23 protein-coding genes, 2 tRNA genes and 1 pseudogene are annotated in these 25,460 nt (G+C 31.9%); 13 read left to right on the top strand and 13 right to left on the bottom strand.

Annotation, left to right across the window (positions count from 1 at the left end):
* Positions 1–242, top strand: a pseudogene (locus tag ACIQ56_RS03715) (iron ABC transporter permease); the annotation flags it as partial.
* Entirely contained in the window at positions 243–1,313 is a 1,071-nt protein-coding gene (locus tag ACIQ56_RS03710; protein WP_397599727.1) for an ABC transporter ATP-binding protein, read from the top strand.
* 9 nt (positions 1,314–1,322) lie between these two features.
* Here ACIQ56_RS03710 and ACIQ56_RS03705 read toward each other — a convergent pair whose 3' ends face one another.
* Positions 1,323–1,712 carry a VOC family protein gene (locus tag ACIQ56_RS03705; RefSeq protein WP_397599726.1) on the bottom strand — a complete coding sequence of 130 codons (390 nt, stop codon included), beginning with the start codon at positions 1,710–1,712 and terminating at the stop codon, positions 1,323–1,325.
* 29 nt (positions 1,713–1,741) lie between these two features.
* Positions 1,742–2,686 (bottom strand): tetratricopeptide repeat protein, encoded by a 945-nt coding sequence (locus ACIQ56_RS03700; protein WP_397599725.1) that lies wholly within the window; start codon positions 2,684–2,686, stop codon positions 1,742–1,744.
* 277 nt (positions 2,687–2,963) lie between these two features.
* Here ACIQ56_RS03700 and ACIQ56_RS03695 point away from each other — a divergent pair, with 277 nt between their 5' ends.
* Positions 2,964–5,567 (top strand): penicillin-binding protein 1A, encoded by a 2,604-nt coding sequence (locus tag ACIQ56_RS03695; RefSeq protein ID WP_397599724.1) that lies wholly within the window; start codon positions 2,964–2,966, stop codon positions 5,565–5,567.
* Between the two features lie 41 nt (positions 5,568–5,608).
* Here the strand turns inward: ACIQ56_RS03695 and ACIQ56_RS03690 are convergent, their stop codons facing one another.
* A complete protein-coding gene (locus ACIQ56_RS03690) occupies positions 5,609–6,430 on the bottom strand; it encodes an inositol monophosphatase family protein (protein ID WP_397599723.1) in 822 nt (273 codons plus the stop codon).
* A 149-nt stretch (positions 6,431–6,579) separates the two neighbouring features.
* Between ACIQ56_RS03690 and ACIQ56_RS03685 the strand changes: the two genes are divergently transcribed.
* The gene (locus ACIQ56_RS03685; protein ID WP_397599722.1) at positions 6,580–8,169 is read left to right on the top strand and encodes an Rnase Y domain-containing protein; all 1,590 of its coding nucleotides are present in this window, start codon (positions 6,580–6,582) and stop codon (positions 8,167–8,169) included.
* On the opposite strand, the gene ACIQ56_RS03680 is transcribed toward ACIQ56_RS03685, so the two are convergent.
* Together ACIQ56_RS03680 and fba are read right to left on the bottom strand one after the other, a co-directional pair.
* Positions 8,153–8,743, bottom strand: coding sequence for an NUDIX hydrolase (locus tag ACIQ56_RS03680; protein ID WP_397599721.1), 591 nt, complete (start codon positions 8,741–8,743; stop codon positions 8,153–8,155). The two genes, ACIQ56_RS03685 and ACIQ56_RS03680, sit on opposite strands and share 17 nt — an antisense overlap.
* Positions 8,736–9,773: a class II fructose-bisphosphate aldolase gene (gene fba / locus ACIQ56_RS03675; protein ID WP_153420986.1), complete on the bottom strand. Its 1,038-nt coding sequence runs from the start codon at positions 9,771–9,773 to the stop codon at positions 8,736–8,738. Before fba ends, ACIQ56_RS03680 begins: the two co-directional genes overlap by 8 nt.
* A gap of 246 nt (positions 9,774–10,019) precedes the next feature.
* Here fba and ACIQ56_RS03670 point away from each other — a divergent pair, with 246 nt between their 5' ends.
* On the top strand, positions 10,020–11,129 hold the full coding sequence (locus tag ACIQ56_RS03670) for a glycosyltransferase family 9 protein (protein ID WP_397599720.1): 1,110 nt from the start codon (positions 10,020–10,022) through the stop codon (positions 11,127–11,129).
* Positions 11,130–11,131: 2 nt separating this feature from the next.
* Here the strand turns inward: ACIQ56_RS03670 and ACIQ56_RS03665 are convergent, their stop codons facing one another.
* The 3 genes from ACIQ56_RS03665 to groES all read right to left on the bottom strand — a co-directional run bounded on the left by ACIQ56_RS03665 (position 11,132) and on the right by groES (position 14,559).
* Complete coding sequence (locus ACIQ56_RS03665; protein ID WP_397599719.1) at positions 11,132–12,442, bottom strand: NCS2 family permease; 1,311 nt, start codon at positions 12,440–12,442, stop codon at positions 11,132–11,134.
* Between the two features lie 93 nt (positions 12,443–12,535).
* On the bottom strand, positions 12,536–14,227 hold the full coding sequence (groL, locus tag ACIQ56_RS03660) for a chaperonin GroEL (RefSeq protein ID WP_397599718.1): 1,692 nt from the start codon (positions 14,225–14,227) through the stop codon (positions 12,536–12,538).
* 35 nt (positions 14,228–14,262) lie between these two features.
* Positions 14,263–14,559 (bottom strand): co-chaperone GroES, encoded by a 297-nt coding sequence (gene groES, locus ACIQ56_RS03655; protein WP_153420990.1) that lies wholly within the window; start codon positions 14,557–14,559, stop codon positions 14,263–14,265.
* Between the two features lie 118 nt (positions 14,560–14,677).
* Between groES and rfbA the strand changes: the two genes are divergently transcribed.
* The gene (gene rfbA, locus ACIQ56_RS03650) at positions 14,678–15,550 is read left to right on the top strand and encodes a glucose-1-phosphate thymidylyltransferase RfbA (protein WP_397599717.1); all 873 of its coding nucleotides are present in this window, start codon (positions 14,678–14,680) and stop codon (positions 15,548–15,550) included.
* Between the two features lie 27 nt (positions 15,551–15,577).
* The gene (rfbB, locus tag ACIQ56_RS03645; protein WP_397599716.1) at positions 15,578–16,597 is read left to right on the top strand and encodes a dTDP-glucose 4,6-dehydratase; all 1,020 of its coding nucleotides are present in this window, start codon (positions 15,578–15,580) and stop codon (positions 16,595–16,597) included.
* Here rfbB and ACIQ56_RS03640 read toward each other — a convergent pair.
* Together ACIQ56_RS03640 and ACIQ56_RS03635 are read right to left on the bottom strand one after the other, a co-directional pair.
* A complete protein-coding gene (locus ACIQ56_RS03640; protein ID WP_397599715.1) occupies positions 16,567–17,286 on the bottom strand; it encodes a ubiquinone/menaquinone biosynthesis methyltransferase in 720 nt (239 codons plus the stop codon). The two genes, rfbB and ACIQ56_RS03640, sit on opposite strands and share 31 nt — an antisense overlap.
* A gap of 16 nt (positions 17,287–17,302) precedes the next feature.
* Positions 17,303–17,379, bottom strand: a tRNA-Val gene (locus ACIQ56_RS03635).
* 155 nt (positions 17,380–17,534) lie between these two features.
* Between ACIQ56_RS03635 and ACIQ56_RS03630 the strand changes: the two genes are divergently transcribed.
* Complete coding sequence (locus ACIQ56_RS03630; RefSeq protein WP_397599714.1) at positions 17,535–18,023, top strand: glutathione peroxidase; 489 nt, start codon at positions 17,535–17,537, stop codon at positions 18,021–18,023.
* 2 nt (positions 18,024–18,025) lie between these two features.
* Here ACIQ56_RS03630 and ACIQ56_RS03625 read toward each other — a convergent pair.
* A tRNA-Ile gene (locus tag ACIQ56_RS03625) sits at positions 18,026–18,102 on the bottom strand.
* A gap of 137 nt (positions 18,103–18,239) precedes the next feature.
* Between ACIQ56_RS03625 and dapA the strand changes: the two genes are divergently transcribed.
* The 5 genes from dapA to ACIQ56_RS03600 all read left to right on the top strand — a co-directional run bounded on the left by dapA (position 18,240) and on the right by ACIQ56_RS03600 (position 22,833).
* Positions 18,240–19,166: a 4-hydroxy-tetrahydrodipicolinate synthase gene (dapA, locus tag ACIQ56_RS03620; RefSeq protein WP_397599728.1), complete on the top strand. Its 927-nt coding sequence runs from the start codon at positions 18,240–18,242 to the stop codon at positions 19,164–19,166.
* A gap of 19 nt (positions 19,167–19,185) precedes the next feature.
* Complete coding sequence (locus tag ACIQ56_RS03615) at positions 19,186–20,100, top strand: nucleoside monophosphate kinase (RefSeq protein WP_397599713.1); 915 nt, start codon at positions 19,186–19,188, stop codon at positions 20,098–20,100.
* Between the two features lie 319 nt (positions 20,101–20,419).
* Positions 20,420–21,805, top strand: a complete 1,386-nt coding sequence (locus ACIQ56_RS03610; protein ID WP_397599712.1) for a hypothetical protein — start codon at positions 20,420–20,422, stop codon at positions 21,803–21,805.
* Between the two features lie 19 nt (positions 21,806–21,824).
* Positions 21,825–22,529: an AzlC family ABC transporter permease gene (locus ACIQ56_RS03605; RefSeq protein ID WP_397599711.1), complete on the top strand. Its 705-nt coding sequence runs from the start codon at positions 21,825–21,827 to the stop codon at positions 22,527–22,529.
* Positions 22,516–22,833, top strand: coding sequence for an AzlD domain-containing protein (locus ACIQ56_RS03600; protein ID WP_397599710.1), 318 nt, complete (start codon positions 22,516–22,518; stop codon positions 22,831–22,833). The genes ACIQ56_RS03605 and ACIQ56_RS03600 overlap by 14 nt, the downstream gene beginning before the upstream one ends.
* Here ACIQ56_RS03600 and ACIQ56_RS03595 read toward each other — a convergent pair.
* Together ACIQ56_RS03595 and ACIQ56_RS03590 are read right to left on the bottom strand one after the other, a co-directional pair.
* A complete protein-coding gene (locus tag ACIQ56_RS03595; RefSeq protein ID WP_397599709.1) occupies positions 22,825–23,820 on the bottom strand; it encodes a S1 family peptidase in 996 nt (331 codons plus the stop codon). The genes ACIQ56_RS03600 and ACIQ56_RS03595 overlap by 9 nt on opposite strands.
* A 68-nt stretch (positions 23,821–23,888) precedes the next feature.
* Positions 23,889–25,358, bottom strand: coding sequence for an efflux transporter outer membrane subunit (locus ACIQ56_RS03590; protein ID WP_397599708.1), 1,470 nt, complete (start codon positions 25,356–25,358; stop codon positions 23,889–23,891).
* Positions 25,359–25,460 lie beyond the last annotated feature (102 nt).

Genomic DNA, 25,460 nt, shown 5'->3' with positions numbered 1-25,460 from the left:
TTCCTTTATTAAAAAATTCTTTCTTTATTTCTTTTATCATTATATTTGTAGATATTATTAAAGAATTACCTGCAACAATGGTTTTAAGACCATTTAATTATGAAACAATGTCCATAAAGACTTATAATCTAGCCTCTGATGAAAGACTCAAAGAAGCTTCAGCAGGTGCTTTATTTATTATTTTGCTTGGAATCATACCTGTTATTTTAATTTATTTTTATAATCAAAAAAAGAAGCTGTAAATGGATCATAAAATAATTCTGAAAGCATTAAATGTAACTCATAAATATGGTAATAATGTTTCTCTCAACAAGATATCTTTTGAAATTTTTGAGGGAGAAATAATTAGCATATTAGGTCCTTCCGGATGTGGAAAATCTACTCTTTTAAAAGTAATATCAGGAATAGAAAAAATTCAGGATGGAATTATAGAAATCGATCAAAATATTATGTCACGTGACTCTTATCATGTGCCTACAGAAAAAAGAAAAGTAGGACTTGTATTTCAAGATTTAGCTCTATTTCCTCATCTTTCAATTAAAAAAAATATTGAATATGGAATTTCTCATTTATCAAATGAAGAAAAAAGGCAAAGAGTAAAAGAGATGTTGGCATTTGTTAAAATGGAAAAATTTGCTGAAACATATCCTCATTTATTATCTGGGGGACAACAGCAACGTGTTGCCTTGGCAAGATCACTTGCTCCTTTTCCAAAATTGTTGTTATTAGATGAACCATTTTCAGGTTTAGATGTTTCTTTACGAAAAGATCTTGGTATTGAAATTAAGAATATTTTAAAGAAAAGTAAAATGACATCTGTATTTGTTACTCATGATGCCAATGAAGCTCTTATGTTTTCTGATAAAATAATTATATTAAATAATGGAAATATGGAGCAGTTTGATACGCTAAAAAATATTTATAATAAACCAGTCAACAGCACTGTAGCTTCTTTTTTTGGTACGATAAATAAAATTGAAAATTATCAAAAATTGCATAATATTTTTAAAATATCGAACTTAAATAACCTAAAACAAGATTTAAACATAAATATTTATTTTCGTCCTGAAGCTTTATCTATATTAAATGAGAAAAATCCAGATGCTGATTTTTTTGAAGGAAAAATTATTGAAATATTATATTATGGAAATTATATTTCTGTTTTAATACATGTAAATCATTATGGAACAATTACGGGATATTTTTCTTCGGCAGAGGATTTAACGATTGGAAATACTTTAAAATTAAAAATCAATGAAACCATGTTATTTATTTTTCAAGAAAATAAAAGTGCAGAAAATGAATATGAATAATAATATTATTTAAAGATGAGGTTCTAGAAGTTCAATTTTGTAGCCATCAGGATCGATTATAAAAGCGATATTGATTTTTCCATCAGGGGATTTTTTTGGCCCCCAGCTCAAATCGTGACCCTGTTTTTGTAATTTTTTTTGAAATTCAAGTATAGATGGAACTTCATAAGCCATGTGTCCGTAGGCTCCACCCATTTCGTATTTGGTTACGCCCCAATTATAAGTCAATTCTAATACAGAAGCATTATTTTCATCATCGGGCGCTTTTAAGTAAACAAGTGTAAATTCACCATCTTTAAATTCTTGGCGCGAAAGTAATTTGAAATTTAAAACGTCACAATAAAATTGAATGGATTTGTCTAAATCTCCAACTCGAATCATTGTATGTAAATATTTCATAATTAACCTTTCAGTATATTAATAAGTTATTAAAAATTTAATAACTTATTTTGTAATTGACTGTTTTGTAAATTAGATAATCTTTCTTCAATTAAAGATCTTTCATATTCCACGAAATCGCGAATGCTTTCTTCTTTAGAAAGTTTTAAACCTTTTTCATATGTTTCTTTTGCTTTAGAAATATTATTTTGTTTTTCATATAAGTAAGCTAAATAATAATAAGAAGAAATAACAGACTCATCTTCATTTAATTTAGTAAAAATTTCGATTGCTTTTGTTAATTTTTCCTCAGATGTTTTAAAATCATTATTATCAAAATAATGAACTCCTAATTCATGTTCAAAAGTAGCAATCCACTCTTCAAGTTCTTTTGATTTTGCAATCTCAAGACCATTATTTAAATACATTAAAAAATCGTTTTCTACTTTAGCTTGTTCTGCAGATAAAGCAGCGTTATAATGGGCTTCTAATGTTTCATGAATATCATCTTGTTTTTCAAGTCCTGCAATGACTTCTTTCCATAAAGGCAATGACTTATCATGTTCTCCAATAATACCATAGGAAAGAGCTAAGTGGTGTTTTGTTTCAAATAAATGAACAGCAAGTTCTTCGCTAGCAGAGACTAATTTTAATGAGATGATTTCAAGAATAGGAACCGCTTTTCCATAGTATTCATTTTCTAGTAAATCATTTACTGACAGGATCAAAGTTTCAACGCCTTGGCTATTAAAATTTGCAATTTCTTCATTGTTATATGCATAGCGTTGATATTTTTCAGGATTCTCGTGATCGTGGTTGCAGTGAGGTCCATGTTCATGGCCATGATGGTCGTGAGATCCATTTTCATGATCATGACCGTGGTCATCATGATGCTCGTGATGATGATGGCCGCAGTTCTCATGGTCATGGTGTTCATGATCATGATGAGAGTGTTTTTTACTACCCGAATTTGATGATTTATCTTGAGAAGTCATGGCAAGGTTTCCTTGTAAATTTAAATGGAAAAAGAATTTTTGCTCCGCTCCCGTTTCAAAGAGTACTTCAATAGAAAGAGCGATACTAGCAATCAAGGTTATTGTTAAGACAATATCCGAAAGAGGGAAAGAGTTTTTTAAATAATATATAAATATTAATTGGTTATAAAGGAGTCATGAATTCTTTTCTCAGTTCTGAAGGTTCTTAACCGAAAGAGATAAGTTAGCAAATCCTAATCTTATGTGGTAAAAATCCATTGAAACCAAGGACGCTACAATGATCAAAGATTATTTTAATAAGATCAGGTTGCTTGTTCAAAACAAGTTTAAAATATTTCAATTCATTTTACGAAATATTAAAAAATTTATTTTACTTTTTTTTATTATCTTTGCCGTTTTTTTTGTCTATGAATTTCAAAAAATTAGAAAATCTTTACCGAATTTAGAAAAACTTTCAAATTATGAGCCCGCTTTACCAACAGTGATTTATAGTCAAGATGGAGTTAAAATAGCTGAAATATTTGAAGAAAGAAGATATCCCGTATTAAATAATGAAATGTCTCCCTTTCTTAAAAATGCGTTTATTGCTGCAGAAGATGCTGATTTTTATAATCATCATGGTTTTGATTGGCGAGGCTTTGGAAGAGCTTTGTTACATTTTGTTACTTTTTCAAATCAAAAGCAGGGAGGTAGCACGATCACACAGCAATTGGCAAAAAATGTGCTATTAACAAAAGAAAGAACCATTGTTCGTAAAATAAAAGATATCATTGTTGCTAGAGAAATAGAAGAATCTTTTCCAAAAGATAAAATTTTGGAACTTTATTTAAATACGATATATTTAGGCAATGGATCCTATGGAATTGAAGCTGCAGCCCAAAATTATTTTCATAAAAATAATATGAAATTAACTTTAGCGGAATCTGCTATGATAGCAGGATTAACCCCAGCTCCATCAGCATATGATCCAACTGACAATATAGCTGCTGCTAAACAAAGACAAACTTATGTTTTAGATCGAATGTTAAAAATAGGAATGATCACAAAAAATCAATATGACAGAGCAATGAAAGAAAAATTAATTGTATTTAAAGCAGAATCACCAAATAATAAAATTGCCCCCTATTTTGTTGCTGAAATAAAGAAACAACTTACGAATCAATTAGAGGTTGAAAATTTAGGAAAAAGTGGATTAACAGTTTATACAACTTTAAATTCTAAAATTCAAAATGCAGCTCAATTTGCTGTTCAAAATTTTGCAGATTTATATCAATCAAGAAGAAGTTTTAAAGGACCTATAAAACAATATGGAAATTCATTTAAAGATCGAATTAAAGATCTTGTTAACATATCTATTAAAGAAACAGAACATGAAAGGGCTCTTGTTGCCTTTATTGATGAACCTCTTCATGCTGTTGGAATTATAACACAAAGAGGACTCGGAGTTATTTTAGATGAAGATATTACTTGGGCTTTAAATGCAGAAAGTGATAAAGAATCTGGGGAACCTGATATTCATAAAGTTTTAAAAGTAGGTGAAGAAATTCACATTCAAAAAGTGAATAAAAAAATGCATTCTCGAATTTCAAAAGATAAAAAATTTATTGCAACTTTAATGGAATATTCAAAGTATTTTGATCCTCAAGTGAAGGATAATATTTTACGTTATACATTGTCTGATACGGTTGGAATTGAAGCTGCTGCGATGGTAATGGATTCAAAGACGGGTGAAGTTCTTGCTATGGTTGGTGGAGAACATTTTTTATTAAGTCAATTTAATCGTGCTACTCAGGCTGAAAGACAAGTTGGAAGTAGTGTAAAACCTTTATATTATTCTTATGCTATTGACTGTGGATTTAGTCCTGCTTCTAAAATAGATAGTCCCAAAATTGATTTAGATGGCTGGCAGCCTGAAAACTATGGTGGTAAAGAATCGGGGCGAACTACGCTATTACAATCCTTGGCGTTGAGTTTTAATATTCCAAGTATTTTTTTATATCAATCCTTAGGCGCTTCTAAGGTAACAAGACAGTTGACTCGTTTTGGTTTTAATTGGCCTTATTCAGATTTAAGTTTAGCTTTAGGTGCTGGAACAGCTTCATTGCTAAAAATGGTTCAAGCTTATTCCATTTTTCCAAATCAAGGTAAAATGAGTTTAGCTTTTTATATTCATGAAGTTTTAGATAGAAATGGTGAAGTTATTTTTTCTTCTAAAAATGAAAAAATATTTCCGAACCAGGTAATTCCACAGTCTCAAGAAGATGCGCCTTATTTACCTGGAAAATCATCTGATAAAATAGATGAAAATAATTCCTTGCAAATGATATCACCTCAAGCCGCATATGTTACCTTAGATTTACTTCGTGCTGCCGTAAATATGGGAACAGGGCAAGGTGCTTTGGGTGTGTCCTCTTATGTTGGTGGGAAAACAGGAACAACAAATGGAAATACCGACGCCTGGTTTATGGGTATCGCTTCACAACTTATTGGTGGCGTTTGGGTTGGTTATGATGACAATTCAAAAACATTAGGTGGTGGTGGAACAGGAGCGGGAATGGCTGCTCCTATATGGAAAACGATGATGCAAACAGCAGTTAGTGTTTATCCTTTGCAAAGCTGGGTAAAACCTCCTGGTATTCATGAAATTACCATCGATAAAAATACCGGAGAGCTGAGTTCATCAAGCGATGCTATTTCTGTTCATGTTATTGATGGGACAGAACCAGGTGCTGTTTATGCACGTGATGCTTTAGATGATGGTAAAAATACGATGGACAATCACCTTGAGATAAGTAACAATCAAGATGAATCAAATAAAATTCCAGATGGATTGCCAAATCCTAGCAAATCAAAGTCAAAAGCAAAAAATAAAGATTTATAATTGAGAGAAAATTAAAAGAGAATTTATTTTAAATTATTTTTTTAGAGATAATTTATTTTAATTGTGTTAAATAATTCCTCAAATAAATGAGGGCTTGATGCTATAATTCCTCTATCTTGAATGGGACAAAATTCTTTTCCTGCAAAGTTCGTTACAATTCCACCTGCTTCTTCAATTAATAAACTTCCTGCAGCCGTATCCCAAGGTGCTAGTGGAGTTTCATAAAATCCCTGAGAAATTCCTCTTGCTGTATGAGCGAGATCTAAAGCAGCAGCTCCATTAATTCGAAGTCCTAATGATTTATTTTGGATCGCTAAAATTGTTTTTGTTAAAGGAACAAGTGTGTCTCCTTTATTAGAACTAAAACCTGTCGTAATACTTGCCATACGAAATTCTTTTAATTGAGAAATGTAAATTTGAGTCCCATTATAAAATGTTCCCTTGCCTTTTTCGGCAAAATAAAGAGAATTTGTTGTAGGCTGATAAATAGCTCCCATCAGAGCTTTAAATCTTCCATTTATGCAATATCCAAAGGCAATAGAGACGCAATAATAAGGGTTCCCTTTTGAAAAATTTGTGGTTCCATCAAGCGGGTCAATGATCCATGTAGGAAATGAGTTTTCATTTAAAGTGGAATATTTTGTAAGACCAGACTCTTCTGCTAAAATATCGTGGTCGGGAAATAAAGAATGAATTTGATTTTTTATAAGATTTTCAGAATGAAAATCAGCTTCCGTAACAATACCCTGATCCCCTGATTTTTCTGTGATAATAAAATTTTTTTGAAAGTAATGAAGAGTGCTCGCTCCTGCTTTCTGAATCAACTGCTCTAAAAATTCTTTGTTTGGCTGTTTTTCTGTCATGAAATCACTCCTGAATTCTTTGTTGTTTCTCTCTGTAATTATCCGTGATACTCTAATTGATAGCGTTATTCTCAAAGGAATAACTGAAAAGAGGAACACGAACCCTTTTTTCTTAAGATTAAAAGTAATTTAAATATGAAGGTTTTAAAATGCATTGGTCAATATATTCCATTTTAGCCGTGACCGTAGTTGGGGTGTCAAGTGGTATTTTTCTTGCAAAAATATTTGCTCGCCGTTCGCTTGGGAGCATGGGTGATATTCCTGTTAAGGATAATAGAGAAGCAATTTTAAAAAGTGCAGAAGCCCAAAGAAAAATGATTTTAGAAGAAGCTTTAATAGCAACTAAAGAACAATATTATGCCGATTCTGTTCAGTTGGATAATGAGCGTGAAATTATCATGGCTCACCAAGAGATTTATGAACAAGAGTTAAATGAAAAACAATCTGAGGTAGATAAGTTTTCTAATGAGCTAGAAAAGTTTGAAGAAGAGCTAAATAAAAAGAAAACTCAAGTTGAAGGCTCTAATATATCTATTAAAGAAATTGAAAATCAATGTCATGTTATTCATAAAAATTATCATACTCATTTAGAACAAAAAATTGGCAAAACTAAAAACGATTTATATAATGAAATGTCTAAAGATCTCATTGCAGCAGAAAAATTAGGCATTACAAAATGGCTTATGGAGAATTCGGAAAACTTAAAATCAGAAGCTCAAAAGTTAGCCCGTGATTCTTTAAACTCTGTTTATTTACGCTACCAACCTTCTTTTATTTGGCCTAAATCCTCTTTTATTGTTCCTGTAAATTCGAAAGAATTATTAGCAAAACATTTTCATGAAGAGTCGCCAATTATTCAATCTTTAATTCAGGGAACGGAATCTTCAATTAGTGTTTTAACTTTTAATGAAGAAATGCCTTCTGTACTAAAAATCGCAGGTGGTGCTGGTGTAGATAAAGAAGTTATTCGATTAACCCTTGAAGAAATGCTAAATAAAGATATCTTTAATGAAGATAAAATTAAAAATATCTATGATAAACATAAACGTTTTGTAGATAAATATATTTTAAAAATTGGTGAAGATGCAATTAAAAATTTGGGTCTTCCTTTAGATGTTCATCCTGAAATATTAAAATTAATAGGTTCTTTAAACTACAGAACAAGTCATAGACAAAATCAGTATTTTCATTCCATTGAAGTCGCTAGGCTTGCTGGCATGATAGCAGAAGAAATTGGTGTAAATTCAATGCACGCAAAACGTGCTGGGATATTGCATGATATTGGAAAAGCACTAGATTACAAAATTGAAGGAAGTCATGCTGTCATTAGCGGAGATTATGCAACTCGTTATGGAGAAAAAGAAGAAGTTGTTGATACCGTTCTTGCACATCACGATGATAAAATTGTGGAAACTCCTTACGCCTATATTTTAAAAGCTGCCGATGCTCTATCTGGAGCACGACCAGGTGCTCGTGTCGATATGGAAGAAGGATACCATAGAAGAATTGATGGTATTTCTGGAGTTGTAAATAGTTTTCAAGAACAAGGTGTGACTGGCTCTGCTATTATGCATGCAGGTAGAGAAGTTCATGTCTTTGTCGACAATAATCGAGTAAAACAAAAAGATATCAATGGTCTTGCAGAAGGAATTGCAAAAAAATTGGAAGAACAGGTCGAATTTCCAGGTCAAATTCGAGTCACTGTTATTCGCAGAACTGAAATTACTGAGGTTGCTTAAACTTTGCGTTTAAATAAGGTTCTGCAAGCAATATTGCCAATGCGGATAAAGCATTCGTAATTTGTCCTGTCCTTGCCAATTGTAATGCCTCTTTAAAATCAATTAAATGCAATTTAATATTTTCAAAGGGGTCGTCGTGATCGACCGGTTTTTGTAATGGCTGAACATCAAAAGCAATAAAATAAGTTACTTTATTGCTAAGAATAGCAGCATTAGGTGAATATCCTGGTAATGATAAAATACGTTGGCTTGTCAAACCAGTTTCTTCTTCAAGTTCTCTTACGGCTGCAATAGTAAAATCTTTTTCATCTAAATTAACAGCTCCACCCGGTACTTCTAAAGTAAAGCTATTTGTGCCAAAACGATGTTGTTCTACCATGACTATTTGACCTGATGCTGTTACCGGAACAACATGAACCCAGTTTGCACAATCCAATGTATAAACATTAAGATTGTGTTGTTTGTCTAACGATTGAGCTTTTTGTTCTTTTACACGAAAAATACTACACTGATAAACAGTTTTTTCTTCGCTTAGCGGAAATAATTCAAGCTTTTTATCGTTTGAATTAGACATAACGTTTTGCCATGCTATCAAGAGGAATTGCTTTTATTTTTGAAGCTTGACCAGCTTGTCCAAATTCAACCATACGTTGAGCACAAACTTTTTTCATAGCATCGCGCGCAGGTACCATATATTTTCTTAGGTCGAATTCAGATGGATTTGTAGATAAAAGTTTACGAATAGCAGCAGTCATTGCAAGACGGTTGTCTGTATCTACATTGATTTTACGAACACCATTTTTAATACCTTCTTGAATTTCTTCTACAGGTACTCCCCAAGTTTCTTTCATTTCTCCACCGTATTTACGGAATTCAGCTTGGAGTTCTTGTGGAACAGAGCTTGAACCATGCATAACTAAGTGTGTATTTGGAAGGCGTCTATGAATTTCACGGATACGATCAATCGCAAGAGTTTTTCCGTCTGGTTTTTTTGTAAACTTATATGCTCCATGGCTAGTACCAATTGCAATAGCAAGTGCATCTACTTTTGTAAGCTCAACAAATTGAGCTGCTTCAACAGGATCTGTTAATAATTGATCGTGAGAAAGAGTTCCCTCAAATCCATGACCATCTTCTTTTTCGCCTTTTCCTGTTTCAAGAGATCCAAGGCATCCAAGCTCTCCTTCAACAGAAATTCCCATTGAATGAGCAATACGAACGACATCTGCAGTAATACGAACATTATATTCAAAATCAGATGGTGTTTTTGCGTCTTCTTTTAAACTTCCGTCCATCATAACACTGGTGAAACCATTACGAATTGCGGATAAACAAGTTTGTAAACTATTGCCATGATCTTGGTGCATAACAACAGGGATATCTGGATATAATTCGACAGCGCCTAAAATGAGGTGTCTTAAAAATACGTCATTCGTATAGGAACGTGCACCACGGCTCGCTTGAAGTATAACTGGGCTGTTTGTTTCTTTTGCTGCTTCCATGATGGCTTGAATTTGTTCAAGGTTATTTACATTAAAAGCGGCAACGCCATAATTATTTTCTGCTGCGTGATCAAGTAATTGTCTTAAAGAAATAAGTGCCATTTTAGCCTCCATATCAAGTGAATACAAATCAGATCCCTCATACACCAGGTTAATGATGCATGCAAAGAACATCAGCAATAGGACGAAGGGAAGGGCGCTTGGATTGTGTAATAGAAAATGGATTGATTTTGATCAATTCTTATTAAATATAAGATATTATTTGAAAATTTATTAATGTTGGAGTATTTTTATTTGAATTCAAAGGGTGTTTCAGGAAATAAGCAAAAAATCTAGGGAAGGTATTCTTTGCAAAAAAATCAACATCATGAAATAGATAATCCACTTAAGATAGCCATTTATCATACAGGTGCTTTAGGCGATTTACTGGTCTCAACAGCTGCTATATTTGAATTGGCAAATTTATATCCAAAAGCTAAATTTACTTTAATAGGTTCTGAATTATGGAAAGATATATTAATTCCTATTTATTGGCAGCATATTTCTCATATTTTAGAAATTAAAAATAAAAAATTTAGTAAAATAAAATTACTTAAATCAAATAAACAAAATAATAGTTGGGATTTAGAAAAAACAAATAAGACATTTAAACAAATATTGTTAGAACATCAAATTTCAATTGATCTTCGTAGTGAAAGTGTTCGTTTTTCATTAAAATCTTTTTTGTATGGAATTCCAATTCGAATAGGTGCAAGTAAAAATAAATATGTTAAGCGACTTTTTACTCATTTTATTTTGCGTGATAAAAATAAAGAAGTTCATGAAAGAGATAGATATTTAGATATTTTATCTTCTATAAATAAAGAATATATTGATAAAAGAAAAGAGTTTTGGAAAAAAGAAGGATTGCCTCCTTTGAAATGGTTTCCCAGTGACTATCAAGAACATGTTAATTTATTAAATAAGAAAAAGATAATACTTATAAATCCCACAGCAAGTATAAGAGAAAAAGCATGGGAAAGTAAAAAATTTAGAGAGCTTGCTTTAAAACTAAAAGAAATGGATACAGAAATAAAAATTATTGGTTCACCTAAAGAAACAGAATGGTTGAAAGAAGTTGCTCAAGATGATTTTTCTATAATACAACCAGATAATATTTTAAGTTTAGTAAATATTGTTGAAAGATCTTCATTATTAATAACCAATACAAGTTCAATGCAATTTATAGCAGCAGGCACTAGTACCCCCACTTTAACTCTAATGGGAAGTGCTTCTCCAGAAAGATGGGGAGCATTAGGTTCGGGATCATATTGTTTAAAAATGAATGAGAATCAAGAAAAGTTTAAAAAAATATTTATCTCAAAAAAGAAATTAGATAAATTAAAGGAACAAATAGCTTATAATAAAATTCCTGTGAATTTAGTTTTTGAAAAAGCCCAGGAAGTTTTATTAAATTAATTTTAATGGTTTAAAGATGTTAAAAATGTAATTAAAGTACTGTGCTCTGTGATTAAAGCAATTAAACAAATGACAGCCAATAACCAAAGTACAGGTGATATTATTTTTGCTTTTCCAACAAAAACTTTTAATAAGACATAACTTACAATTCCCCATAAAACACCCTGTGTAATAGAAAACGTTAAAGGCATAAGGAAAATCGTAAGAAAGATAGGAATGATGTCATCCAATTTTTCAGCTTGAATATGTTTTACGGTTTGGCACATTAAAATTCCAACAAATATTAAAACGGGAGTTGTCGCATATGCTGGAATAACAGTAATAATAGGGGCTAAAAATAAACATGGTAAAAAACAAAATGCGGTTACGATTGAACTTAAACCTGTTTTTCCACCCGCTTGAATTCCAGCTGAACTTTCAATAAATACAGTTGCGGGAGCTGTTCCGAATAAACTTGATAACGCAGATGCAACGGAATCTACGAGTAATGTTTGTTTTAATTGAAGTGGATTGCCATTTTTATCGATAAAACCTGCCGAAGTGGAAAGCCCAATGATTGAGGAAAGTGAATCAAATAAATTTGTAATAAAAATTGCTAAAATAACTGGGATAAAGCTCCATTTAAGGGAACCAATAAGATCTAATTTAAAAAAATGAGAATCAAAATCTGGTAAAGCAAACCATTGGCTTGGAAATTGAATTTGATTTGTGAAGAATGCAATTAAGGTAACTACAATGATAGAAAATAAAAAGGCATAAGGTTTTTTCTTATAATATAAAATAAAAGATAAAATGAAACCTAATAAGCCTAAAGCAACAGTGTAATTGATATCTCCTAAAGCAACGAATGTAGCAGGATTTGAAACAATAAGTCCTAAATTTTTTAATCCAATAAATGCTAAAAATAATCCTATACCACATGACATTGCATGTTTCATATTACTTGGTAGGCATTCCACAATTTTTTGTCGAATTGGAAAAATAGAAACAACAATAAATAAAATACTTGACCAAAAAATAAGACCTAATGCTGTAGGCCATGGAATTTTTTCACCAATGATAAGTGAATAGGCGATAAAAACGTTTAAACCCATTCCTGGTGCTAATGCATAAGGAAGTTTTATATAAATCCCTGCTATAAAACTCATTAAAAATGAAATTAATACCGTAGCTGTTAAGGCTCCTGTGATGGTCATTCCAGTTCCTGGAGAGGACATCACTTGAGGATTGACAATAACGATATAGGACATGGTAAAAAAAGTAGTTAATCCTGCAATAACCTCTTGAGATATTGTGCTCTTTTTGATTTTCATAATTGCTCTTTCTTATAAAAAAAAACTCTGTACACAAAAAGTGTACAGAGTTTTTGTTAAGCGGTAATGCTTTAAAAGGCAACAAGGCAAAAATTACATATCGTAATCCATACCACCCATTCCGCCCATACCACCCATTCCGCCCATACCACCCATTCCGCCCATGCCACCCATTCCTGGCATTCCAGCAGGTGCGGCATCTTTTTTAGGCTTTTCAGAAATCATTGCATTTGTAGTCAGTAATAGACTTGCTACAGAGCTTGCGTTTTGAAGAGCACAGCGAGTTACTTTAACAGGATCGATAACACCGGCTTGGATTAAATCTTCGTAGTTATCTGTTAGAGCATTAAAACCAAAACTTGTATTGCTATTGGATAAAATTTTATCAACAACAACACTTGCTTCATGGCCGCCATTGCTAGCGATAATACGAACAGGTTCTTCTAGAGAACGGCGAACAAGTTCAATACCTGCTTGCTGTTCTGCATTTTCCCCTTTTAAGTTCACTAACTCTAAAGAAGCGCGGGCAAGAGCAACGCCTCCTCCTGCAATAATACCTTCAGCAACAGCTGCGCGTGTTGCATTTAGCGCGTCTTCAATGCGATCTTTCTTTTCTTTTAGTTCTACTTCTGTAGCAGCGCCTAAACGAATGACAGCAACACCACCAGCAAGTTTTGCTAGGCGCTCTTGAAGTTTTTCGCGATCGTAATCGGATGTTGTTTTTTCAATTTGGCCTCTGAGCTCAGCAACACGAGCTTTGATGTTGGCTTCAGAGCCTTTTCCACCAGTAATAACAGTGTTGTCTTTATCAACAACAACTTTATCTGCTTGTCCAAGATCTTCGATAATGGTTGTATCAAGCTTCATACCAATTTCTTCAGAAACAACAGTGCCACCAGTTAAAATAGCAAGGTCATCTAACATTGCTTTGCGGCGATCACCAAAGCCAGGTGCTTTAACTGCACAAACTTTAATTGTTCCGGAAAGTTTGTTTAATACAAGAGTCGCAAGAGCTTCTCCTTCAACATCTTCTGCAATAATAAGAAGAGGACGTCCACTACGTGCAATTCCTTCAAGAAGAGGAACCATATCTTTCATCACAGATATTTTTTTATCAAATAGAAGAATGTATGGATTTTCAAAAACAACTTCAAGGCGTTCTTGATCTGTTACCATGTAAGGAGAAAGGTATCCACGGTCAAATTGCATTCCTTCAACAACGTTAACATAAGTTTCAAGACCTTTTGCTTCTTCAACAGTAATAACACCGTCTTGTCCTACTTTTTCCATTGCTTCTGCAATCATGTTGCCAATGGTAGGATCGTTATTTGCTGAAATTGTTGCTACCTGAGCAATTTCTTTTGTGCAACTAACGGGACGAGCCACTTTTTTAAGATTCGCAACTACAGTTTGAACTGCTTTTTCAATGCCGCGTTTTAATTCTACAGGGGCATGACCAGCTGCTAGCATTTTAAAGCCTTCGCGATAAATTGCTTGAGCAAGTACAGTTGCTGTCGTTGTTCCGTCACCGGAGTCATCGTTTGTTTTAGACGCAACTTCTTTAACCATTTGTGCGCCCATGTTTTCAAACTTATCTTCAAGTTCAATTTCTTTAGCAACAGTAACGCCGTCTTTAGTGATTAGGGGAGCGCCATAGCTTTTTTCAATAAGTACGTTGCGTCCTTTTGGACCTAAAGTAACTTTTACGGCATTTGCCAGAGTATTTACACCAGAAAGAATCTTTTTTTGAGCATTTTCATTAAAAGAAATCATTTTAATAGCCATTTTATTTTTCCTTATTTTTTGATGTTTTTATGGAACTAAGCTTCAATAACGGCAAGTATTTCTTCTTCTTTGATAAGTAAAAACTCTTCCCCATCAATTTTTACTTCATTTCCACTCCATTTGCCAAATAAAACCTTATCTCCCGTTTTAATAGCAGGGATTTGACGAGAGCCATTTTCAAGTATTTTGCCATTTCCAACAGCGATAACTTTGCCTTCAACTGGTTTTTCTTTCGCATTGTCTGGGATAAGAATTCCACCAGATGTCTTTTGTTCTGCTTCTAAACGTTTTAAAAGAATTCGGTCATTAAGAGGGCGAATAGACTTATTCATAAATATCTCCTATTGAGAGGTTTGGTATTTGCCCACGAGTGGCATTAGCTATAGGCTAAACAACATTGGTGTTGTGTCAAGAGGGGCTATATTTAAGGTTTAATATTGGGGAGTTATTATGAAAGGAATTATTTTAGCTGGTGGTTCAGGGACAAGATTGTATCCATCAACAAATTGCTTAAGTAAACAGCTTATTCCCGTTTATGATAAACCAATGATTTATTATCCATTATCAACCTTGTTAATGGCAAACATAAAAGATATTTTAATTATTTCTACACCAAGAGATTTAAATTCTTTTAAAAGTTTATTAGGCGATGGTTCTCTATGGGGCATTTCCTTATCATATGAAGAACAACCTAAACCAGACGGGCTTCCTCAGGCTTTTCTCATTGGTGAGAAATTTATTCAAGATGAAAATGTTTGTTTAATTCTTGGCGATAACATTTTTCATGGAAATGGTCTAATTACGAGTCTTGAAGAATCGGCAAAAAGTTTAAAAGGATGCACTGTATTTGGATATCCTGTGAGCGATCCGGAACGCTATGGTGTTGTAAAATTTAGTAATGATCGAAAAGTAATTTCAATAGAAGAAAAACCCAAAAATCCAAAATCAAATATTGCTATAACAGGACTATATTTTTTTGATGACCGTGTTTCTAAATTTGCGAAGGAATTAAAACCTTCATCAAGAGGAGAGTTAGAAATTACCGATCTCATAAATATTTATTTACAAATGGATCAATTGTATATTGAAGAATTTGGCAGAGGTACAGCCTGGTTAGATACGGGGACTCACCGTTCCTTATTAGATGCTTCCATGTATGTTTCTGTATTAGAAGAAAGACAAGGTTTAAAAATATCTTGTCCCGAAGAAATTGCTTGGCGTAAAGGTTTTATTTCATCTGAACAGTTAGAAAAACTAGCGTTTCAATCTATTAAAAGCGGATATGGGCAGTATTTAATGAGAATTTTAAAAGAAGCTTATTGATTTAAAGCAATATTTTTAGGGATATTTATGTTAAATAATCAAAATTATTTAGTCACGGGTGCTGCTGGTTTTATTGGTAGTAACTTTGTAAGATACATGCTTGAAAAATATCAAAATATAAAAATAATTAGTTTTGATAAGTTAACTTACGCCGGAAATTTAAAAAACTTATCTGCTTTAAAAAATGATCATAACCATGAATTTGTTAAAGGAGATATTTGCGATAAAAACCTGATTGAATCTACTTTAAGAAAATATAATATAAACTATATCATTCATTTTGCTGCTGAAAGTCATGTGGATCGTTCTATCTCTGGTCCCGCCGAATTTATTCAAACGAATCTTTTTGGTACCTTTCAGTTATTAGAATCGGCAAGAAATTATTGGTTAAATGAAAAACAATGGAATGAGTTTAATTGTAGATTTCATCATATTTCTACAGATGAAGTTTATGGTACTTTATCTAAAACCGACCCTGCTTTTACTGAAAAAACAGCTTATGCTCCCAATTCGCCTTATTCAGCAACAAAAGCAGGTTCAGATCATCTTGTCCGTTCTTATTTTCATACTTATGGTCTTCCCGTAACGACATCGAATTGTTCTAACAATTATGGGCCCTATCAACATCCTGAAAAATTAATTCCAACTGTAATTCGCTCATGTTTGCAAAATAAATCCATTCCTGTTTATGGAGATGGTAGCAATATTCGAGACTGGTTATTTGTTATGGATCACTGCTCCGCTATTGATTCTATTTTATTAAATGGAAAAATAGGAGAAACATACAATGTCGGTGGAAAAACAGAATTAAGTAACATTCAATTGGTAAAACTTATTTGTGAATTATTAGACAAATTAAAACCAAATAAAATTAAATATTCAGAACTTATTTCTTTTGTAAAAGATCGCCCTGGTCATGATTGGAGATATGCAATAGATAATTCAAAAATCCAAACAGAGCTTGAATGGAGCCCTTCTTATCAAATTAAATCAGGTTTAGAAGATACTATACGGTTTTATTTATCAAATGGTTTTTGTGCTGAATAAAGAAACACAATATTCGTTCCTAAGTTTTTAAATTTTGCTTTTATGAATCCAGAATCAAAAAGTTCTGCAACAAAATGGCTACCGCTAGGAAAATTATCAAACGAGGTTTTATAAAAATAATGAGTTGATTTTAAATTAGAAAGTTTTTTTCCTAAAATGGGAATGAGTTTTGTGTAATTATTATAAATTTTTCGAATAAATTTAAAATCGGGTTTGCCATTTTCTAGAATTACAACATGCCCGCCTGGTTTTAAAACTCGGAATATTTCGCGCAGTGCAGCAGAGTGAGGTCGCAGAGGTCTCATCCCCCAGCAAACAGTTATGGTATGAAAACTATTGTTTGGATAAGGAATACTCAATGCGTTCGCTAATTTTAGCTCAATATTTTCTTGATATAAAAAGGCTTTTTTTTGTACTTTTTCTTTTGCTACTTTAAGCATTCCTTCAGAAGCATCAATGCCTGTGATATGAATGTCTGGTCTTTGTGAAATAATGCCAAGAATAACTTCGCCAGTTCCTGTTGCAATATCGAGAATTTTTGCATTTTTGGGGCTGAATTTAATAGCGGCGCGGCAAAGGAATTTTCGTAAAATACGGTGAATTCCAAGAGTGAAGGCATCGTTTGCAATATCATAGGCTGGGGCAATTGTATTGAACCCATCGACAATATTGTAGTTTTTTGAATCCATTTAAGACACTCATAAATGGTGCAATCGAGAAGACTCGAACTTCTGACCCCCACGATGTCAACGTGGTGCTCTAACCAACTGAGCTACGACTGCAGTGAAAATTCGTTTACCTAAGCAGAATAACATTGTCAATAGAAAGTGTCTAGTTTCCAAAAAACCCTTATATCATCTATAGACACATATAATTACAATGTTAATATCGTTACCTCTGTTAACTTACTTATTTTAGGAATGAAGGGATTATTGTAATGCCAAATGAATCCATTTATGATTTTGAAGCAAAAGATATTAATGGCAATGTAAAAAAATTATCTGAATTTAAGGGATCTGCCTTGTTAGTGGTAAATACGGCAAGTAAATGTGGTTTTACTCCTCAATTTGATGGTCTTGAAAAACTATTTAAAAACTATAGTAACAAAGGTTTTCAAATTTTAGGATTTCCATGTAACCAATTTGGAAGCCAAGAGCCTGGTGATGAAAATGAAATTAAAAACTTCTGCAGTTTAACTTATAATGTTACTTTTCCTATGTTTGCAAAAGTAGAAGTAAATGGAAATAATGCACATCCATTATATAAATATTTAAAGAAAAATAGCAAAGGATTTTTAGGAACTGAATTTGTTAAATGGAATTTTACCAAATTTTTAATTGGAAAAAATGGAGAAGTATTAAAACGCTATGCGCCTACAGATACTCCAGATGAAATTGCAAAAGATTTAGAAGAACTTTTGAATTAAAGTGGTGGGCCGGGAGGGACTCGAACCCCCAGATCGTCTCGTTATGAGCGAGCTGCCGTAACCATTTAGCTACCGGCCCACTTTGGTATTTGAGTGGTTAGCAAATCCGAGGGAAGAGGTCAACAGCCGAGAAGAAATCTTGCTAAGTTTCTTTAAGGTCGCTATTGTAAGAGGCGAATCGAAATCTATTCTTAGAAGGAGAACCTCTTGAGCCATATGCCTTTTTCTGGAGTCATTACAGCTATTATCACGCCATTTGAGCAAAATGGAGATATTGATTTCAAAGCCTTTGAACGATTATTAATTTCCCAAAAAAAATCAGGAATAAATGGTGTGGTCGTTCTTGGTACCACTGGTGAAAATGCAACTTTAACAGATCAAGAATCGGAAAATCTTGTAAAAAGTGCTTTGGAGCACCAAAGTGAAGATTTTCATATTTATGTTGGAACAGGAACAAATGATACAAGAACAAGTATTGAAAAGTCCATTAAATTTTCCAATTTAAAATCTCACTCAGGGAAATCTCCAAATGGAGTTATGGTTGTAACTCCTTATTATAATAAACCAAGCCAAAGTTGTTTAATAAAGCATTATAGTGAAGTTGCAAAATCTGTCAGAGGCACCCCTTTTTGTATTTATAATGTTCCTAGCAGAACAGGTATTAATTTATTACCGATTACTTTGGCTAAAATTACTCAAGAAAATGAGAATATTGTTGCTATTAAAGAAGCTGCCGGAAATGTAAATGCAATTGTTGAAATGAGAAATGCGTTAAATCAAATAAATAAACAACAGGTTCGTATTTTATCTGGAGATGATGCCACTTATGTTCCTGCTTTATTATGTGGAGCAGAAGGAGTTATATCAGTAACTTCACATATTATTCCAAAGACCTTAATTCAAATATTAGAAATGTTCAAAAAAGGTGAAATGAAAGAAGTTCAAAAACTCCATTTAGCGACATATTGTATAAATAATGGAGTTTTTGCTTTACCTAATCCTATTGGCGTTAAGTGGATGTTGTCACATTTAGGTATTTGTGGCACCACGTTAAGAGCCCCGCTTTATTCTGCTGAAGGAAATGAAGTGGATATCCTGAAGGGGATATTTGCACAGCTGCAACAAAATAACATTCAATTTTAACGTAACAACAAGGATATATATGACACTCAATAGAGTTGCTTACGAGTTAGAATCTAAAATAAAAGTGGATAAAGTTACTTTAAAAGGTCCTGGAGTATTAATTCTAACTGGGCCTTCCAGTTGTGGAAAAGGTGAGGTTGCTTCTGCTTTATCAAAAGTCATGTCTATACCACCTGAATCTCATTTATCTATGGGCGAAATTTTAAGAAAGACATTTCAACGCGCTAAGAATGAAAAAAGTTATGCAAAATTGCTTTCTGATAACTATAAAATTTCATCAAATTCAAATATTTTTGATTGTATTGATTCTACAGATGAACTTTCTAAAAAAGTATTAAATTATATTCCAGAAATGCAAGCCTATTTTAAAAGACAGGATATGGATAAATTCACCAGTCAGCTTGATTGGCTTGAATTTTGTACGATGAATGGATTGCTTGTTCCAAATAGATGGACTCAAGATTTTATTGCTGCTCATATAGAACATTCACCAGAGTTTAAAACGCATCCATTTATTTTAGATGGTTACCCAAGAACAGTAAAAGCAGCACAACATTTAATTGGTTTTTTAAGGCGTTTTAATATTCCAGTCATAAAAGTTCTTCATTTGAGTATAAGTAAACAAGAAATGCTTTCTCGTGCAACAAAAAGAGGAAGAGCCGATGATGATGAAACTTCATTATTAAGTAGGTATCAATTTTACATAGAGAATGTTCACCCTAGTGTTGATTATTTAAAAACAGAATTGGGTTCCGATGCTATTGCTTTAATAGACGCGCATCAACCTGTTTATAAACAAATTGGTGATGAAAAAATATTTGATTTAGAGAAATCTATATTAAATGTAGTAGCATCCTCTTTGAGAAATTTAGGTGTATCTAGAATGACAGTGAAAGATCTTTTAGATCAATTAACTGGTTCTCATAAATGCTAAACAAACTTAATATTTAAATTGATTTGAAATTTTAAGCATATAAATCTTATTTTTTAAAAATTGGGAATCTAATATTACTTTGTAACTTTATTTAATGGTAATCTATTAAAATTATTATTTATAAAAATTTGCTAAATCTAAAAAGTAATGATATTTCAATATTGTTTTTTCGTTCATTCAAAGAATGATTTATAAACCTATATTTGATTAAAAAATTAAACTTATTTATTAATAAACTTAGACTTTTTATCTATTGAATAAAAAATCTTAAGATTTTTTATATCAAATAAAAATTAAATATTTTGGAGTTCGTGCTCAAATGCTTTCCGACTTTTCAAGTAAAGATAAAATTATAATTCCTAACTTACAAAATAGAGATCAGTTATTCCAAGTTTTAGAAAAACAATGGATTGAAATTCAAAATGGAATAGATTATTCCTACGTACTAATCAAAAATTCTATATTTCAATTAAATGAAATTAAAAAAATAGCAAAGTCTCTCTTTGAAAATTCAAGTTTTAATTGGAAAATTCATTATCTTATTAATGAAAATAAAAATCAAATTGAAATTTTTTCTTTTTTAAATCATAACGACGGTTATTTAAATAATTTGAAAAAAGATTATAATTATTATTTAAATTCACTTAATAATAATTTATACATTAAAGAAACTATCTCTAGCGAAATTAATAGTATAGAAAATCAATGTTTTTCTGCCCCAAGGTTTATTTCTTATCAAAATAATTCAATAGTTAGCGATGCTCAGACTAGGAAATATGATAGAGATTTATTTGAATCAAAAATTGATGTAAATTCATATAATTTTTTTGAATCTGTACATCCAGCATATGCTTACCAAATGCTAAGAATATATCATTTTTTAGAAAAAAATAATATTAATACTTCTCATTTTATAGACATTGGTGCAGGGCCTGGTGCTGCTTTACAAATGTTAATTGAACTTTTACCATCCTATTCTAAAATTGATGTCATTGAGCCAAGCCCTACAGCTTTTGCATATTTAAAAGAAAGATTTAAAAATAATTCATTTATAAATCCCATTCAAAAAGGATTTTTTGATTATCATCCAGATGAGCCTTGTAAACTTGCGGTATCTGTTGGTTCATCACACCACTTTAATACCTATTTTTTATTTCAGCATGCTAGAAAAATTTTAAGTAAAGATGCTTATTTAATTATTTCGGATGAATTTATTAGTCCTTTTTCAAATAGAAGAGAAAGAACAAAAAATATTATTTCTCATCACATAAGTTATATTTTTGATTTAATTAAATTAGGCAATCAAGATAATGAATTTGTCTCTTCTTGTAATGATGATGAAATTGAGTTATTAAGAGTTTCACATTCTATTTATCCTAGAATTAAATTAGAAATTTTAGCTGGTAATATAGAAAATGCGGAAGGAATGTGTAGAGATCTTTTAGAAAGAATAAGCATAATTATAGATAATAATCTTAATATATCGAATTCATTTTTATCTTATTATCGTTTGTCCTTTTTAGAACTTCAGGCGTTGGTTGCTGGCATTGACTACGATGTAGAATGTAAAACTTATGTTAAGAATTTAATTAAAATGGCAGAGTCGCAAGGTTTTTCTTTGGAGCATCATGAAAAAATTTATACGACTACTTCTGGTGGAAATTTTAGTTCGGGGACACATTTAGTTTGTTTTAAAAAAATATAGGAAATAGGATGACTCCATTATGAATAATTCAGAGCTTGAATTGAGTCCCTTTAAAGCTGCATTTAAAGATAGTATTCCAGCGTTAACAGGCTATATTCCGATTGGGCTTTCTTTTGGTATTGTTTGCCAAAAGTTAGCTTATCCTTGGTTTATTGCTCCTTTAATTAGTCTTTTTGTATATGCTGGAGCTTCTCAGTTTATATTAGTCAGTTTATTATTAGCTCATAGTTCATTTTGGAGTATTGTTTATTTAACCTCCATTGTTAATTTAAGACATATTTTTTATGGATTTTCCTTTTTAGATAAATTCAAAGGCCATCCCTATAGCAGACTATATATGATCTCGGCTTTAACGGATGAGTCTTATGCTTTGCTTGCAACGAATCCAAAATCTTATAATAACCAATATAGTTTTTATGTTTCTTTTTTATGCCATTTTTATTGGGTTTTTGGAACAATTATAGGCGTTTTTTCATATCAATTTTTAGCAGGTTATAATACCGAATTTTTAGTATATGCTTTAACAGCTTTATTTTTAATAATGGCCATAGATGGTGTTTTATCTTCAAAATATTTTACACCTGTAATTAGTGGGATAGTCTGTTATTTTATTTCTTTTTTCCTTTTTAAAAAGAACCTTTTAATAGCCGTGTTTCTTTATTTTATAACGATGTTTATTTTTGAATGGTATAAATCTTATGGAAAAAAACATGTCATTAACTGAACTTTTAATTCTTGTTGGTGTAATTACTATAATTACTTTTTTATTTAGATTTACACCGTTTATTTTGCCAAAAAACGTAATTCAGAGTCCCCTTGTCTTAAATTTTGGAAAAAAACTTCCCTCCGGAATTATGATCATTTTATTTTTGTATTCTACTGGATTGTCTGAAGAGCATGTAAATCAAAAATTTATAACAGCTAGTTTTTTAGCCGCTATTCCTGTTACATTAATTTATGTTTGGAAAAAAAATGCTGTTTTTTCCATTTTATCTGGTGTGATCTTTTTTTATATTTTTTTAATATAACGAAAGCGAAATTCCACTTGTAGATTGAATCCAGTTTACATAATTTCCAACCGTAGTATAAACTCCATATCCATCTGAGCAAGACGCATATTTTGAAGTATCAAAAGAATAGGGCGGAGAAGTTGTTTTGGGATGTGGGGAAAGCAAAGAATTTGATCCCTGAGTTAATGCAGCTAAAACATAATTGTCAGTAGTACCTCTTTGAACATATACTGGTCCTCCGGAATCCCCTTCACATGTTCCTTTACCAGAATTAGGTCCAATGACGGTTAAAAAATTTTGAAAGGCGTTTGAAAAAGTCTGTCTATTAAAGGAATCAATGGCGCCATCTGGAATTGTGTCTGAATATTTATCAGATTCTGATATTACCATATTTTTATATCCTGAATTTGATCCGTTATCACTATTATCTCCAAAACCAAGCATCCATTTTTTTTCTGTTGTCGACAAGGTTTGTGGATTCGATAATATGGAAACAGGATTGTAGCCACTTTTTATTGTGCCATTTATTTTAACCCAAGTGATATCATTTAAAACACAATTGTAAGAATTATCTGCGGAACAAGGTCTATAATTAGGCGGCCTTTGCCAGCAACTTATTTCAGATGAATTTGAAGAAGTGGCGGGAGAATAGGAGTTTGAAAATACAACCTTTCCAGGAGAAATATTATTCTCTTCAACATTATCAAAACAATGTCCTGCTGTTAAAATTAAATTGCTTGCGACAATGGTTCCGGAGCATAAAACAGTTTTAGATGAATTAATATAAAGTAAAATAGCGACTGTATTATTTCCTGTTGGCACCGTGCTTCCATTTGCAGGATCTCCGCCTATAATCATTTCAGAAATATTCGCATTTTTACTCATATTACATTGAGCAGGTCCTGAATAGGACTTAAAAGAATTGCTATTATTTTCTGATTTATTGCAAGAAAATGAAGAAATAATAAGTAAACTACTAAAAAAAAATTTTATTCCAAATTTCATATGAGATCCTCAGAATTTATAATATTCCGATTATATCCTTAATAATGTATGTTTGCATTTTATTTAATTTATTTATTATTATCCCAAATGCCACCTAAAGAAGCTATTATATTTACCGTATTTATTACTCTTTTTCCATTTGTATTATTTAAAGTTTTTTGTAAATTATATAAAGTTATTTGTAAATTATATAAAGTTATTTGTAAATTATATAAAGTTATTTGTGCGTTTAATAAATCAGAATATGTTTTTGTACCTATCTCATAACCTTGATTGATAAGTTTTTCTGTTAATTTAGAATTATTGGCTGCATTTATTTGGAAGTCTTCTTCTGTTTTGTAATGTTTATATGCGGCAAGGTTATCTTCCAAATTTTGAAAGGCAACAAGAACAGTTTGTTTATATTGAGCAGCGATAGCTTGATAATTTGCTTTTGCAGCTTTGATTTTTTGTTCCCTTAAGCCACCATCAAAAATAGTTTCGGTAAGTGATGCTCCTAAAGTCCAAAATAATGCAGGAAAAGAAAATAAGTCTATGTAAGATGTTTTTGAATAACCAGAACTTGCTGATAAATTTAAATTAGGAAAATACGCTGAAACAGCTACTCCAATTTGAGCATTTGCTTGAGCAACGAGTCTTTCTGCTTGAGCAATATCTGGGCGCCTTTCCATTAATCTTGAAGGAAGTAACAAAGGAATAGGGGGAGCTGTTAACTTTGCTAATTTTATTTCTAAAGAAAATTGTGCAGGTACTTTTCCTAATAAAGTAGCAATAGCATGTTCGTATTGAGCCCTTAAAATTTTGTTATCCACAGCTTGGGCATGAGCTTGTTCTAACTGTGTTGCGATTAAATTATAATCCGTTAAGGAAACTGTCCCTGCGCCTTTTTGTAGCTCTAAAATTTCTAAAAGTTTTTTGTTATTTTCTAAGATATCCTCTAAAATTTTTTGATCGTTATCTACCATTCTTAGTTGAAAATAATATTGAGCTAAAAATGCTTGAGCTGTTAACTTTATATTTTCGAGTTGTGCAGCACTAGCTTGAACACTCGCTTTATTTGCTTCCACCGTCCTTCTTGTGTTTCCCCATAAATCGGGAATCCAAGATGCATTTAAGGATGTATTATAATTTGTTGATTCTGTAGCAGAAAAAGAAGAAGTTGCACTTTGTCTTTGTCTTGTTACTCCTCCAGTCGCATTTATTGTCGGCAAATAATTTGATTCTGCTTGACCTAATAAGGCTTGTGCCTGTTCATATTGCGCTAAAGAGGAAGCAATATTTTGGTTAGAAATTTCTATTTGTTCTTCAAGGTTATTTAAGATAGGATCATCAAATATCGTCCACCATTTTCCTTTTTTAGTATCATCATTTGGTTCTGCAAATTTCCATTTTTCGTTTATTGTTTCTTTATAATTTTCAGGAAGTTCAATTGAAATTGGATTGTAGTCAGGTCCAACAGCGCATGAAAATACGGAAAATGAAATTAGAAATAAAAAAATATTAAATTTTAGGTTTAGGTTGTTGGTAGGTAGAGACATGACTTTTATTTCCTTTCAAATAAAGTAATTCATTGCCATGAAACCCCTGCAGAACCGGACTTGTAGTTTTCCCACATCCGGCTCCCAGAGATGATATTCATT

The organism is Silvanigrella sp. (assembly GCF_044369315.1).
Classification (GTDB): domain Bacteria; phylum Bdellovibrionota_B; class Oligoflexia; order Silvanigrellales; family Silvanigrellaceae; genus Silvanigrella.
This window is presented reverse-complemented; position numbering and strand designations above follow the sequence as displayed.